11 protein-coding genes are annotated in these 14,473 nt (G+C 74.3%); 6 read left to right on the top strand and 5 right to left on the bottom strand.

Features of this window, described 5'->3' with window-relative positions; all coding sequences use genetic code 11:
* Positions 1 to 53: 53 nt before the first annotated feature.
* From AC3A5R_RS22600 to AC3A5R_RS22575, 6 genes are all read left to right on the top strand, one after another.
* On the top strand, positions 54 to 1,370 hold the full coding sequence (locus AC3A5R_RS22600) for an L-lactate MFS transporter (RefSeq protein ID WP_487623022.1): 1,317 nt from the start codon (positions 54 to 56) through the stop codon (positions 1,368 to 1,370).
* Positions 1,371 to 1,415: 45 nt separating this feature from the next.
* Positions 1,416 to 3,212 carry a selenocysteine-specific translation elongation factor gene (gene selB, locus AC3A5R_RS22595; protein ID WP_487623021.1) on the top strand — a complete coding sequence of 599 codons (1,797 nt, stop codon included), beginning with the start codon at positions 1,416 to 1,418 and terminating at the stop codon, positions 3,210 to 3,212.
* 4 nt (positions 3,213 to 3,216) lie between these two features.
* The gene (locus AC3A5R_RS22590) at positions 3,217 to 3,657 is read left to right on the top strand and encodes a DUF1348 family protein (protein ID WP_487623020.1); all 441 of its coding nucleotides are present in this window, start codon (positions 3,217 to 3,219) and stop codon (positions 3,655 to 3,657) included.
* Positions 3,658 to 3,717: 60 nt separating this feature from the next.
* Positions 3,718 to 8,610 carry an ATP-dependent helicase gene (locus tag AC3A5R_RS22585; RefSeq protein WP_487623019.1) on the top strand — a complete coding sequence of 1,631 codons (4,893 nt, stop codon included), beginning with the start codon at positions 3,718 to 3,720 and terminating at the stop codon, positions 8,608 to 8,610.
* Between the two features lie 495 nt (positions 8,611 to 9,105).
* Positions 9,106 to 9,975: a DNA-formamidopyrimidine glycosylase family protein gene (locus tag AC3A5R_RS22580; protein WP_487623018.1), complete on the top strand. Its 870-nt coding sequence runs from the start codon at positions 9,106 to 9,108 to the stop codon at positions 9,973 to 9,975.
* A 105-nt stretch (positions 9,976 to 10,080) separates the two neighbouring features.
* Positions 10,081 to 10,509, top strand: coding sequence for a VOC family protein (locus AC3A5R_RS22575; protein WP_487623017.1), 429 nt, complete (start codon positions 10,081 to 10,083; stop codon positions 10,507 to 10,509).
* Positions 10,510 to 10,522: 13 nt separating this feature from the next.
* On the opposite strand, the gene AC3A5R_RS22570 is transcribed toward AC3A5R_RS22575, so the two are convergent.
* From AC3A5R_RS22570 to AC3A5R_RS22550, 5 genes are all read right to left on the bottom strand, one after another.
* Positions 10,523 to 11,458, bottom strand: a complete 936-nt coding sequence (locus AC3A5R_RS22570; protein ID WP_487623016.1) for a carbohydrate kinase family protein — start codon at positions 11,456 to 11,458, stop codon at positions 10,523 to 10,525.
* Positions 11,455 to 13,179: a glycerol-3-phosphate dehydrogenase/oxidase gene (locus AC3A5R_RS22565; protein ID WP_487623015.1), complete on the bottom strand. Its 1,725-nt coding sequence runs from the start codon at positions 13,177 to 13,179 to the stop codon at positions 11,455 to 11,457. The genes AC3A5R_RS22570 and AC3A5R_RS22565 overlap by 4 nt, the downstream gene beginning before the upstream one ends.
* A complete protein-coding gene (locus tag AC3A5R_RS22560; RefSeq protein WP_487623014.1) occupies positions 13,176 to 13,493 on the bottom strand; it encodes a hypothetical protein in 318 nt (105 codons plus the stop codon). Before AC3A5R_RS22560 ends, AC3A5R_RS22565 begins: the two co-directional genes overlap by 4 nt.
* A gap of 22 nt (positions 13,494 to 13,515) precedes the next feature.
* Positions 13,516 to 13,767 (bottom strand): Sec-independent protein translocase subunit TatA, encoded by a 252-nt coding sequence (locus tag AC3A5R_RS22555; RefSeq protein ID WP_487623013.1) that lies wholly within the window; start codon positions 13,765 to 13,767, stop codon positions 13,516 to 13,518.
* Positions 13,768 to 13,906: 139 nt separating this feature from the next.
* A partial coding sequence (locus AC3A5R_RS22550) for an HNH endonuclease signature motif containing protein (RefSeq protein ID WP_487623012.1) occupies positions 13,907 to 14,473 on the bottom strand: 567 nt, incomplete at its 5' end.

Below are 14,473 nucleotides of genomic sequence, written 5' to 3'. Positions count from 1 at the left end.
GCCGCTGCCGGCGGCGCATAGGGGCGCCGCCGGAGGACCGGAAGGGGAATGCCGTGAGCAGGACCGTCACAGATCCGGCGACGAGGACCGGCGGCGCCAACCGCTGGGTCATCCTCGTGTGCGCCGTGCTCGTGCAGCTGGCCATCGGATCCGTCTACGCGTGGAGCGTCTTCGCCAAGGCGATGCAGAGCGACGCCGCGTTCGGCTGGTCGAAGTCGAAGGCCGCCGTGCCGTTCAGCGTCGTCATCGGGATGATCTTCATCGGCAGCTACGTCGGCGGCCGGCTGCAGGACGCCCGCGGCCCGCGCGTCGTCGCGCTGACCGGCGGCATCATCTACGCCGTCGGCGTCATCCTCGCCTCGTTCGCACAGTCGCCGGACGCCTTCTGGCTGCTCGTGCTGGGCTACGGCGTCATCGGTGGCTTCGGCCTCGGCATGGTGTACATCGTGCCGATCGCGATGCTGCAGAAGTGGTTCCCCGACAAGCCGGGCCTCATCACCGGACTGGCCGTGGCCGGCTTCGGGTTCGGCGCGGTCGTCACGGCGCCGGTCGGCCAGGCGCTCATCGACCAGACGCCGAGCGTGCCGACGAAGGCGTTCCTCTGGCTCGGCATCGGCTACCTCGTCATCCTCCTGCTCTGCACGTCGGTCTTCCGCAACCCCGACGTCGTACCGGACGTCACGGGTGCCAGTGCGAAGGACGCGCCGAAGGTCACGAGCGGCGACCCAGCGGCTCGGGACTTCAGCCAGAGCGAGGCCCTGCACACGCGCCAGTGGTACCTGCTGACCGGCATCCTGACGATGAGCGTCACGGCTGGCATCTCGCTCATCGCGGTGGCCGCCGGCACGGCGAGCGACGTCGCGGGCTACTCCGCCGCGGCCGCCGCCGCCCTCGTCGGCGTGCTCGGGCTCTTCAACGGCGCGGGCCGCATCTTCTGGGGCTGGCTGTCCGACCTCGTCGGCAAGATGCCGGCCTTCATGGGCATCCTCGGCGTCCAGGCCGTGTGCCTCCTGCTCATCCCGCACGCCACGAACAAGGCCCTCTTCGCGGTCCTCGCCGCCCTCATCTACCTCTGCTACGGCGGGGCGTTCGGCACGATGCCCTCGACCGCCGGGCAGTTCTTCGGCGTCCGCAACGTCGGCGCCATCTACGGCCTCATGCTCATCGGCTGGAGCATCGGCGGCGTCGTCGGACCGCTGCTCATCGCCTCGCTCATCGGCAGCGACAAGGCCTACACGCTGGGCTTCACCGTCATCGGCATCATCACCGTCGTGGCCCTGGTCCTGCCGCTCGTCACCCGCCCGCCGCGGCACGACGCCGTGGCAGCAGACGCCAGGACACCCCGAGAGGAGCACGTTCCCCGGCACTGACACCGACGCGGTCCCGCGCCCAGCCGCGCTGGGTACGGTGAGGGCGTGCACGTCGTCGCCACCGCTGGTCATGTCGACCACGGCAAGTCGACCCTCGTGCGCGCCCTCACCGGCATCGAGCCGGACCGGTGGGAGGAGGAGCGGCGCCGCGGCCTCACCATCGACCTCGGGTACGCGTGGACGACGCTGCCCTCCGGCGCCTCGGTCGCCTTCGTCGACGTGCCAGGACACGAGCACTTCGTCGGCAACATGCTCGCCGGCCTCGGGCCGGCGCCCGCGGTCGTCCTCGTCGTCGCCGCCGACGAGGGCTGGCGGCGTCAGTCGGCCGAGCACCTCGCTGCCGTCGACGCGCTCGGGCTGCGGCACGGCCTCGTCGTCGTGACCCGGGCCGACCTCGCCGACCCGCAGCCCGCCCGCGCCGACGCCCTGGCGCGGCTCGCTCGCACGTCGCTGGCGGGGGCCGAGGCGGTCACCGTGTCGGCCCGAACGGGCGAGGGCCTCCACGACGTCAGGGCGGCGCTCGACCGGCTCGTCGCGGCGCTGCCGGTGCCGGACGCCGACGCCCGGGTCCGCCTCTGGGTGGACCGGTCCTTCAGCGTCAGGGGCGCCGGCACCGTCGTCACCGGCACGCTCGGCGCCGGCACGGTCCGCGTCGGTGACGAGCTGCTCGTGCAGCGCGCCGACGGCACGCACGCCCGCGTCACCGTGCGCGGACTCCAGAGCCAGGAGCGTCCGGCCGACGCCGTGGGCCCGGTGAGCCGGGTCGCCGTCAACGTCCGCGGTGTCGCCGCCGACGAGGTGGGCCGGGGCGACGCGCTCGTGACCCCCGACGCCTGGCGCACGACGGCGTCCCTCGACGTCCAGGTCGACGCCGACGGGCTCGACCGCGTACCAGCGCATCTCATGCTCCACGTCGGCTCGCTCGCCGTCGAGGTCCGGACGCGTCCGCTCGGCACCGGCGCGCTGCGCCTGGCGCTGCCCGCGGCCCTCGCGCTCACCGCCGGCGACCGGCTCGTGCTGCGCGACCCCGGGTCACGACGCGTCGTCGGCGCGCTCGTCGTCGACGCCGACCCGCCGGCCCTGAGCCGGCGTGGCGCGGCCGCCCGCCGCGCCGAGGCCGTCGCGGCTATGGGTGGCGCACCCGACCTGGGCGCCGAGGTGGCACGACGCGGAGCGATGACCAGGGCGGATGCCGAGGCGCTCGGCGCTCACGTGCCCGAAGGCGGCCCGCCGGCCGAGGGCGTGACGCGTCACGGCAGGTGGCTCGTCGCCGACGCGGCGTGGCAGGACTGGGGGCGGCGGCTGCACGCCGCGGTCACCACTCGCGCCGGCGCCGACCCGCTCGACCCGACGCTGACCCTCGAGGCCGCGCGGTCCGCGTCGGGCGCGCCGGAGCGGGCGCTCGTGCCCGACCTCGCTGCGTCGGTCGGGCTCGACGTGCACGACGGACGCGTCGGCCTGCCCGGGCGCGACGCCGTGCTGGGGGAGCGTGCCGAGGAGGGGTTACGCGTGATCGAGGCGCGCCTGGCCGACGCGCCCTTCGCCGCGCCGGAGCAGAAGGAGCTCGACGCGTCCGCGCTCGGCCCACGCGAGCTCGCCGCCGCGGTGCGCGCGGGGCGGCTCGTGCGGCTGCCGGGCGTGCCCGACGACGTGTACCTGTTGCCCATCGCCCCCGCCCGGGCGATGCGCGTGCTCGCCGGGCTGCCGCAGCCGTTCACGACGAGCGAGGCGCGCGTGGCCCTCGTCTCGACCCGCCGCACCGTCATCCCGCTGCTCGAGCACCTCGACGCCCGCGGCTGGACCCGACGCGTCGACGGGACGCATCGCGAGGTGCGACGCTGAGGACATGGAGCCCCGACCCCCGCTGCCGCCGTTCACCGAGGACACGGCCCGCCGGAAGGTGCAGGCCGCCGAGGACGCGTGGAACACCCGCGACCCCGAACGCGTCGCCGGCGCGTACAGCGAGGACACCGAGTGGCGCAACCGCGGCGAGCACGTCGTCGGCCGGGCCGAGGTGGTGGCGTTCCTGCGTCGCAAGTGGGACCGCGAGCTGGACTACCGGCTGCGCAAGAACCTGTGGGCCTTCGAGGGCAACCGGATCGCCGTGCGCTTCCAGTACGAGTCGCGCGACGCTGGTGGCCAGTGGTGGCGCTCGTACGGCAACGAGCTGTGGGAGTTCGACGACCTCGGCTACATGCGTCGGCGTGAGGCGAGCATCGACGACGTCGCGATCGACGAGGCCGACCTGCGCGTCACCCCGGGTGAGGGCGAGCTGCCGCCGTTCTGACCGACGCGTCGGGCCGTCGACCCCGGCCGCTGTCCCCACCCCGTGGCAGGGTTGGCGCTGATGGCTGACGTGCTCGACCGGTTCTCCCCGGCCACCGCGGAGTGGTTCCGGAGCAGCTTCAGCGCGCCCACCACCGCCCAGGCGGGTGCCTGGGACGCCATCAGCTCGGGCCACCACTGCGTCGTCGTCGCCCCCACCGGCTCGGGCAAGACCCTCTCGGCGTTCCTCTGGGCCATCGACCGGATGGCGAGCGAGCCGGTGCCCGAGGAGCGCCTCGAACGGTGCCGCGTCCTCTACGTCTCGCCGATGAAGGCGCTCGCCGTCGACGTCGAGCGCAACCTGCGCGCCCCGCTCGTCGGCATCGGCCACGCGGCCACGCGGCTCGGACTGCCGGGGCCCGACATCGGCGTCAGCGTCCGGTCGGGCGACACCCCCGCCAACGAGCGTCGCGCCTTCGCCCGCACGCCCACCGACATCCTCATCACGACGCCCGAGTCGCTCTTCCTCATGCTCACCTCCTCGGTCCGCGAGGCGCTCAAGGGTGTCGAGACCGTCATCGTCGACGAGGTCCACGCCGTCGCGGGCACCAAGCGCGGCGCCCACCTCGCGCTCAGCCTCGAGCGCCTCGACGCCATCCTGCCGAAGCCGGCCCAGCGCGTCGGGCTGTCGGCGACGGTGCGCCCGGTCGAGGAGGTCGCGAGGTACCTCGCGGGCGGGCGTCCGGTCGAGATCGTCCAGCCGGTCTCGACGAAGCAGTGGGACCTCGACGTCGTCGTGCCCGTGCCCGACATGGCCGAGCTGTCCGGCGCGCCGGCCGAGATCACGCCCGGCGTGCCCGACCTCTCCGGGCCGGCCGCGGGCAACGCGCCGCAGGCGAGCATCTGGCCGCACGTCGAGGAGCGCATCGTCGACCTCATCGCCGACCACCGCTCGACGCTCGTCTTCGCCAACTCCCGGCGCCTTGCCGAGCGCCTCACCTCACGTCTCAACGAGATCTGGGAGGAGCGCCTCGCCGAGCAGGAGGGGCTGCCGTCACCGGCCGACGCCGCAGCCGCCGCGTCGCACCCGCCCGCCCAGGTCATGGCGCAGTCGGGGGCCTCGCGCGGGGCGCCGGCCGTGCTCGCGCGCGCCCACCACGGGTCGGTGAGCAAGGAGCACCGCGCCGCCATCGAGGAGGACCTCAAGGCCGGCCGGCTGCCTGCCGTCGTCGCCACGAGCAGCCTCGAGCTCGGCATCGACATGGGCGCCGTCGACCTCGTCGTGCAGGTCGAGAGCCCACCGTCGGTGGCGAGCGGACTGCAGCGCGTCGGCCGCGCCGGCCACCAGGTCGGTGCCGTCAGCCAGGGCGTGCTCTTCCCGAAGTTCCGCGGCGACCTCGTGCAGACCGCCGTCGTCGTCGAGCGGATGCGTTCGGGAGACATCGAGTCGCTGCGCGTACCGGCCAACCCCGTCGACGTCCTCGCCCAGCACGTCGTCGCCATGTGTGCCCTGGACGACTGGACCGTCGGCGACCTCGAGACCCTCGTCCGTGGCACCGCGAGCTTCGCCGGGCTGCCGCGCACCGTTCTCGAGGCCACCCTCGACATGCTCGCCGGCAAGTACCCGAGCGACGAGTTCGCCGAGCTGCGCCCGCGCATCGTGTGGGACCGCGTCACCGACACCCTGACCGGTCGCCGCGGCGCCCAGCGCCTCGCGGTCACGAGTGGCGGCACCATCCCCGACCGCGGCCTCTACGCGGTCTTCCTCGCCTCGGGCGAGGGCCCGGGTCGACGCGTCGGCGAGCTCGACGAGGAGATGGTCTACGAGTCCCGCGTCGGCGACGTCTTCACCCTGGGCACCTCGACGTGGCGCATCGAGGACATCACCCACGACCGCGTCCTCGTGACGCCCGCGCCGGGCCAGGCCGGGCGGCTCCCGTTCTGGAAGGGCGAGCAGCAGGGCCGGCCCGTCGAGCTCGGCCGCGCCGTCGGGTCGTTCATCCGCGAGATCGTCGGCCTCTCGCCCGAGCGGGCGCGCGCCCGCGTGCAGGCTGCGGGCCTCGACGAGTGGGCCGCCGACAACCTCCTCGGCTACCTCACCGAGCAGAAGGAGGCGACGCGCCACGTCCCCGACGACCGCACCATCGTCGTCGAGCGGTTCCGCGACGAGATCGGCGACTGGCGCGTGGCCGTGCTCTCGCCGTTCGGCGGGCAGGTGCACGCGCCGTGGGCGCTGTGCGTCGCCGCCCGGATGCGTGAGCGGTTCGGCATCGACGTCCAGGCGATGCACGGCGACGACGGCATCGTCTTCCGCCTGCCCGACCTCGAGTTCGACGACGGCGCGGCGGTGGGCCAGCAGCTCGTCGAGATCGTCACCCTCGAGCCGGAGGAGGTCAGCGAGCTCGTCACGCAGGAGATCGGCGGATCCGCCCTGTTCGCAGCCCGTTTCCGCGAGTGTGCCGCTCGCGCCCTGCTGCTCCCGCGCCGCCGCCCCGACCGGCGCCAGCCGTTGTGGCAGCAGCGCCAGCGGGCGGCCCAGCTGCTCGAGGTGGCCAGCCAGTACCCGAGCTTCCCGATCGTCCTCGAGGCCGTGCGCGAGTGCGTCCAGGACGTCTTCGACGTGCCCGGCCTCGTCGGGCTCATGGGCGACATCCGTTCGCGCGCCGTCACCGTCGTCGACGTCGAGTCGCGCCAGCCGAGCCCCTTCGCCAAGTCGCTCGTCTTCGGCTACGTCGCGCAGTACCTCTACGAGGGCGACTCCCCGCTCGCCGAGCGCCGGGCAGCCGCCCTCGCGCTCGACCCCTCCCTGCTGTCCGAGCTGCTCGGGCAGGGCGAGGCGCTCGCGCTGCGCGACCTGCTCGACCCCGAGGCGGTGGCCCGCACCGAGGCCGAGCTGCAGCGCCTCACCCCCGAACGTGCAGCCCGCGACGGCGAGGACGTCGCCGACCTGCTCCGCGTCCTCGGGCCGCTGTCGACGCGCGACGTCGTGGCCCGGGCGGCCGAGGGCTTCGAGCCCGCCTCCGTCGAGTCAGCGCTCGCCGAGCTCGAGGCCGCCCGACGCGTCATCGCCGTCCGCGTCGCGGGCGAGGACCGCTGGGCCGCCATCGAGGACGCCGCCCGGCTGCGCGACGCGCTCGGCACCGCGCTGCCCGTCGGTGTGCCGCAGGCGTTCCTCGAACCGGTCCCCGACCCGCTCGCCGACCTCGTGGCCCGGTTCGCCCGCACCCACGGCCCGTTCGCCGTGCAGACCGTCGCGGCGTGGTGGGGCCTGGGCCCGGCCGTCGTCCACGACGCGCTGCGCCGGCTCGTGTCGGCAGGCCGCGTCGTCGAGGGAGAGCTGCTGCCCACCGAGAACGGCGGCGGCCACGGCCCCGAGTTCTGCGACGCCGAGGTGCTGCGCCTGCTGCGGCGCCGGTCGCTCGCGGCGCTGCGCCACGAGGTCGAGCCGGTCGACCAGGCCGACCTCGCCCGCTTCGTGCCGCAGTGGCAGGGCGTCGGCGGCGGCCAGCGCGGCCGGGAAGGTCTGCTGCGCGCGGTCGAGCAGCTGACCGGCGCCGTGCTGCCGGCCAGCGCCCTCGAGTCGCTCGTGCTGCCGGCCCGGGTCGCCGACTACCGCCCCGCGCTGCTCGACGAGGTGATGAGCTCGGGCGAGGTGGTCTGGCGCGGGCACGGTTCGCTGCCCGGCGACGACGGCTGGGTCAGCCTGCACCTCGCCGACACCGCGCACCTGACGCTCACACCGCCCGACGACACCACCGGCCCCGACGGCGCGCTCACCGACGCCGAGCGTGCCGTCCTCGACGCGCTCGACGGCGGCGGCGCCTACTTCTTCCGCCCGCTGGCCCAGCGTCTCGACCTCGACGACACCGACGTCATCGAGGCGCTGTGGTCGCTCGTGTGGTCCGGGCACGTCACCAACGACACCGTCGCGCCGTTGCGCGCCCTGCTGTCCGGGGGCCGCACCGCCCACAAGCGCACGACGTCGGCGCCCCGGTCGGCCCGGTACACCTCGCGTCGTGGGTCGCTTGGCCGGTTCGGCTCTCTCCGTGGGGCGCTCGCCGCATCGTCGCCCGCGCAGGTCGAGGCCGCCGAGGCGGCTGCGGCCGGCCGGGCGCTGCACGCCGGTCGTGCCGCAGGGTCGGGGCCGCCGACCGGTGTCGGCCGCTGGACGCTGCTGCCCGTCGCCGAGACCGACCCGACGGTCCGTGCTGTCACGGCCGCCGAGCTGCTCCTCGACCGCTACGGCGTGCTGACCCGCGGGTCGGTCGTCAGCGAGGAGGTGCCCGGCGGGTTCGCCGCCGTGTACCGGGTGCTCGCCGCCGCCGAGGAGGCCGGCAAGGTGCGCCGCGGCTACTTCGTCGAAGGGCTCGGCGCCTCGCAGTTCGCCTCCACCGGCGCCGTCGATCGCCTGCGTTCGCTCACCCGGCTGCCGGGCGCCGATGCGTCGGGCGCCACGTCGGCGTCAGGGCGCGTCGACGCGCGGGTGGGCGACGAGTGGGCCGTGCCGGTGGCGCCGCCGCCGACGGCCTCCGGACGCGGACGCCGCCCCGACGCGCCGGCCGTGCCGGCGCTCGTCCTCGCCGCGAGCGACCCCGCCAACCCCTACGGCGCCGCCATCGGCTGGCCCGAGCGTGGCGTCACCGACGCGACCGACGAGGCAGCGGAGGGCTCATCGCGTCGCAAGGGCCACCAGCCCGCCCGCAAGGCCGGGGCGCTCGTCGTCCTCGTCGACGGCGCGCTCGTGCTCTACGTCGAGCGCGGCGGCAAGACGATGCTCTGCTGGTCCGACGACCCCGACCGGCTCCAGCCGGCCGCTGACGCCCTGGCACTCGCGGTGCGCGAGGGCGCGCTCGGCCGGCTCACCGTCGAGAAGGCCGACGGCGCGTCGGTACTCGGGTCGGGTCACCCGCTCGTGCAGGCGCTGTCCAACGCGGGGTTCCACATGACCCCGCGCGGACTGCGCCTGCGCCACTGAGCGGCTAGCTGTACTTCTCCCAGTAGCCGGGGGAGGACTGCTTGAGGGTCGCGGTGCTCGTGCCCTGCCAGATCGTCCACCCACGGCACGTCGCGCAGCCAGTCGGTGGGCACGAGGAACCCGCCGCGGGCCCGGGCGAGCCCGACGGTGCGGAGGGAGCCGTGGTCGGTCCCGCGTCGGGCACCGGCTCGTGGCCGGGCTCGACGCGGGCCGCGGCGACCCCCTCGGTGGAGCGGTCCCTCGAGCCTGCGCTTCAGCGCCTCGCGTGCCGCCTCGCCCGGGCAATGCAGCACGACGGCCACCTCGAACCGGTCGGCCGGCATCGTCTGCGCCGCGAGCGCCAGCAGGCACCGCTCCCGGGAGGCGCACGATCCGGGGGCGGACACGACGACGGTCAGGTCTCGCACCCGGCGAAGGCAGTGGCGCGGGTTGAATACGCTGGCCGTGGCGGGCACCCCGACGGTGAACGCGAGGTGAAGGCCCAGGAGGTGGGACGTGCCGGAGGGTGACACGGTGTGGCGCACGGCGCAGCGGCTGCACGCTGCGCTCGCCGGACGCGTCATCGTCGAGGCCGACCTGCGCTGGCCAGAGATCTCGACGGCCGACCTCCGGGGCCGCTCGACGCTCGAGGTCGTGAGCCGCGGCAAGCACGTGCTGCACCGCATCGAGGGCGGCGTGACGCTCCACTCGCACCTGCGGATGGAGGGCCAGTGGCGCGTCGAGGCGACGCCGACGCTCGCCGACCGGTGGCGTCGCAACCCGCAGCTGCGGGCCCTCGTGTCGGCGCCCGACTGGACGGCACTGGGGCTTCGGCTCGGGATGCTCGACCTCGTGCCGACCGACCGCGAGGGCGACCTCGTCGGCCACCTCGGCCCGGACGTCCTCGGCCCGGACTGGGACCGCGACCGCGCGGTCGGCCACGTCCTCGCCGCGCCGGTGCCGATCGGCGCGGCGCTGCTCGACCAGCGCAACCTCGCCGGCGTCGGCACGATGTGGTGTGCCGAGACGCTCTTCCTCGAGCGGGTCCACCCGTGGGCACTGCCCGCCGATCTCGGGCGCGAGACCGTCGAGCGGGTCGTCGACCGGGCCCACCGGCTCATCGACCAGGGCCGCCGCCACGCCGTTCAGTCCAGCACCGGCAGCCGGCGCCTCGACGAGGCGCACTACGTCCACGCCCGCAGCGGGCGTCCGTGCCGGCGCTGCGGCACGACCGTCCGGGTGGCGCCGATCGGCGTCCCGCCGCAGGAGCGCACGATGTTCTACTGCCCGACCTGCCAGGGCGGCCTCGGGCCCACCGACGACGGGCGCCGGCAGAACCCGCTCGGCTCGAACGGGGGCGCGCGGCGTTCGCGGCGTTCGTACTGAGAGTTCGACCGGACTCCACCCGTTGGGGGTGCCGCTCGTCGGTGGCCGGTCCTAGCCTGTTGCACGTCCCGCTCCGACCCGGAGCGACCTGCGAAGGAGCATGCGATGACCTCTCGGCTCAACCCGTACATCTCGTTCAAGGACAACGCACGCGAGGCGATGGAGTTCTACAAGTCGGTCTTCGGGGGTGACCTGACGCTCAGCACGTTCGGCGAGTACGGCCAAGAGGGGGAGGGCTCCGACGGCATCATGCACGCCCAGCTCGAGACGCCGTCCGGCTTCACCCTCATGGCCGCCGACACCCCGCCGCAGATGGAGTACCGCACCGGCTCGAGCATCACGGTCAGCCTGAGTGGCGACGACGAGTCCGACCTCAAGGGCTGGTGGGACGGCCTCGCCGACGGCGGCACCGTGCAGATGCCGCTCGAGAAGCAGATGTGGGGCGACACCTTCGGCATGCTCACCGACAAGTACGGCGTCGACTGGATGGTCAACATCGCCGGCGGCGACAACGCCGGCGGCGGCCAGGGCTGAGCCCAGGCTCGGCTCAGGCGTCGAGCCGGGCCAGCTGGCGGTCCATCTCGGCGGCGTCGACGAGGTCGGCGTGGGTGCCGGCCGTCCCGCACGCCCACGCGCCGGCCACGGCGCCGTTGCGCGCGGCGTCGCGCACGGCCCCGCCCGAGAGCCACGAGCGCAGGAAGCCCGAGACGTACGCGTCGCCGGCGCCGTTCGAGTCGACGACGGTGCGTCCGGGCAGGTCGAGGGCAGGCATGGCGAAGCGCTCGCCGTCGCGCACGGTGACCCGGCTGCCGCGGGCGCCGTCCATGACGATGACGAGGCGGGCACGTCCGCGGGCCAGCACGTCGGCCACGACGTCGTCCTCGCGCCCGCCGAGCGCTGAACCCGACACGAAGACGACCTCCGCGGCCTCGGCGAACGGGCGGTGGTGCGGGTTGTCGCCGTCCCAGTCGTGCAGGTCGGTCGAGGTGCTCAGGCCGCGGCGGGTCGCCTCGTCGAGCGCGCGCACCGTCCACGGCATGATCGACGCGTGGACGTGCCGGGCGCCTGGGCCGGCGTCGAGCGCGGCCAGGGCGTCGAGCCACAGCGACGCGTCCGGCACGAGGTCGTACGGGTGCCGGGGGTCGTAGAGCGACAAGCGGCGGCCGGTCGGGTCGACGAGGTTGACGGCCCGGCGGGTGCCGCTCGGGTGGACGACGGTGTCGAACGGGATGCCTGCTGCGGCAAGCCGATCGCGAACGAGCCGGCCTTCGTGGTCGTCGCCGACGACGTCGACGATCCGCGTCGGTACACCGAGCCGCTGCAGCCCGAGGGCGACGCCGGTGCCGGTGTGGCCGACGTGCATGTCGATCGGCGGCACGACGTGCGAGTCGGCGAGGGGCACGGGCAGCCCGGCCACGCGCACGATGGTGTCGACGCCGGTGCCGCCGACGACGAGGACGCCACCGGGCGACGCGTCTGTCATGGAACCTCCTGGGGCCGGCTCACCGGGATGCGGCGCACGTCGGGGGCGGCGAGCCGCTCCTCGTTGGCCTCGGAGTCGACGAGCTCCTTCTGCGACTCGAGCTCGGCCTCGACGCGCGCCAGGTAGGCCGCCACCTCGGCGTCGAGGCGCTCGGCGTCCCACCCGAGCACCGGGGCGACGATCTCGGCCACGGCGCGGGCGCAGTCGACGCCGCGGCTCGGGGTCTCGATGGAGATGCGGGTGCGACGAGCGAGGAGGTCGTCGAGGTGCAGGGCCGCCTCGTGGGTCGCGGCGTAGAGCATCTCGACCTTGAGGTACTCCTCGGCGCCGGGCAGCGGCTCGTACAGGCTGCGGTCGTCCTCGGCGAGGTCGAACAGCTCGTGGACGAGCGAGCCGTAGCGCTCGAGCAGGTGGGTGACGCGCCAGACCGGGAGGTCCTGGTGGCGGGCCAGCCGGTCGATCTGGTTGACGAGCGCCACGTAGCCCTCGGCGCCGGACAGCGGGATGAACTCGGTGACGCTGCCGGGCACGTCGCCGCCGACGTCCTCGGCTGCCGCGTCGACCGCGTCGGCGGCCATGACGCGGTAGGTCGTGTACTTGCCGCCGGCGATGGAGATGAGGCCGGGCTGCGGGCGGGCCACGGCGTGCTCGCGCGAGAGCTGGCTCGTGTCCTCGCTCTCGCCGGAGAGCAGCGGGCGCAGACCCGCGTAGACGCCCTGGATGTCCTCGTGGGTCAGCGGCACCTTCAGGACGGTGTTGATGTGCTCGAGGATGTAGTCGATGTCGGCCTTGGTGGCGGCCGGGTGCGACAGGTCGAGGTCCCAGGCGGTGTCGGTGGTGCCGATGATCCAGTGGGTGTTCCACGGGATGACGAAGAGCACCGACTTCTCGGTGCGCAGGATGAGGCCGGTCTCGGAGTTGATCCGGTCGCGCGCGACGACGATGTGCACACCCTTGCTCGCGCGCACGTGGAAGCGGCCGCGGCCGCCGGCCATCGTCTGGATGTCGTCGGTCCAGACACCGGTGCAGTTGATGACGACGGACGCGCGGACCTCGGTGCGCTCGCCGGTCTCGACGTCCTCGACGAAGGCACCGACGACACGCTCACCAGCGCGCAGGAGGTCGACGACGCGGGCGCTCGAGACGACCGTGGCGCCGTAGGCGGCCGCGGTACGGACCGTCGTCAGGGTGTGCCGGGCGTCGTCGGCCTGGGCGTCGTAGTAGAGCAGGCCGCCGGTGAGGGACTCCCGCTTGAGGGCGGGGGCGAGCTTGAGGGCGCCGGTCCGCGTCAGCTGCTTGTGACGCGGCACCGAGCGCGCGCCACCCATCGAGTCGTAGAGCGTCAGGCCGGCCGTGACGTACGGGCGCTCCCAGCCGCGGTTCGTCAGCGGGTAGAGGAAGGACACCGGCTTGACGAGGTGCGGCGCGATGCGGCTCAGCATGAGCTCGCGCTCCTTGAGCGCCTCGCGGACGAGGTCGAAGTTCATCTGCTCGAGGTAGCGCAGGCCGCCGTGGAACAGCTTCGAGGAGCGGGAGGACGTGCCGGAGCCGAAGTCGCGCTGCTCGACGAGGGCCGTGGACAGGCCACGCGTCGCCGCGTCGAGGGCGGTGCCGGCGCCGGTGACGCCCCCACCGATGACGAGCACGTCGAACTGCTTGCTGGCCAGGCGCTTCCACGCCGCGGCGCGGTAGTCGAGGTCGAGGGGGACGGGGCTGGTCATCGCACCTCCTTGGAGTCGGACGGACCCGGACCCACCCTAACCGTCACGAGCGGTCCCGAGCCGGGGCGTCCACGGCGCTCGAGCCGGGGGCCGGCACCTCCTCGTGCACGACGACGACCTCGAGGTGTGGCCACGAGCCGAGCCTGGCCGCCGCCGCCCTCGGCCTCGTCGTCGGCGTGGGCGAGCACCTCGAGGAGCAGGTGGGTCGCGCCCTCCGGCGCGAGCTCGGTGGCTCGCGCCCGGATGTCGGCGAGGTGGTCACTGTCCACCGTCCCGGCCCAGTCGTGGGTGGTGTTGCGCCAGGCTCCGGTCACCGGGGCAGTCTGGCGCGCCCGGTCACTCCGGTCGCTGCGGCGTGCCTGTGACCTCGGTCGTCGTGACGGGCGCCGGGGCGTCGAGGTCGGACGGAGCCACGGTGGTCGGGCCCGGCGTGCCTTCGCCGTCCGTGCGCATGCCGGCGATCTCCGAGCGGAAGACGCGGATCGATCGGCCGAGGCTGCGCGAGGCGTCCGGCAGGCGCTTCCAGCCGAAGAGGACCATCGCGGTGATGGCGATGATGAGTATCTCGGGCCATCCCAGATCGGCCATGGCGTCCTCCCCTCCACGGCGGCAGTGCACGGTGCCGCGTGCCGCTCAGCCGCAGGCTAGGCGCGCAGTCTGGACGTGGCCTGTGGGTCGACGACGGAGTCGCTGTGACCTTGGCGCGGTCAGTGGCCACCGGGCGCGGTCAGAAGGGTGGCGGGTCGGGTTCTGGTTCGGGTGGGCCGGTTCCGGGGTCGGTGAGGGCTTCGCGCCAGTTCTTGGGGTAGGTGATGTAGTCGCGTCCGGCCAGGGTGGTCCAGTGCACGGCTCGGCCCATGACACTCTCGGGGCTGGTCTCCTCGCCGTCATCGGGTCGGTGGGCGGTCCAGGCGCCGGTGGTCTTGGGGTGGTGGCAGCCGCGGGACAGGGACTGGAGGTTCGTGACGCGGGTGGGGCCGGCGGGCCAGGGGGTGATGTGGTCGAGGTCGCAGCGTTCGGCGGGGACCTGGCAGCCGGGGGCGCGGCAGATGCCGTCGAGGGCTCGGACGTGTTCGACCATGGCGCGGGTCGGGGTGTAGCGGTCGGTGGACAGCTGCAGCGCGGTGCCGGTGTCGACGGCGACGGCCAGGCGCTGCCAGACCGACCCGGGGGCGGTCATGATCTGACGGGCATGCTTGGCGGTGACCCAGCCGTGCCCGGGCAGCTCGCACGCCGCGTTCGAGGTGCCGGTGGCGACCTCGAACGGGACGACGATCCGCACCACCGCGGCCGG

Source organism: Intrasporangium sp. Soil_C_50 (assembly GCF_057656595.1).
The sequence above is the reverse complement of the archived record's forward strand: the minus strand, read 5'-3'. Positions and strand labels throughout refer to the sequence as shown.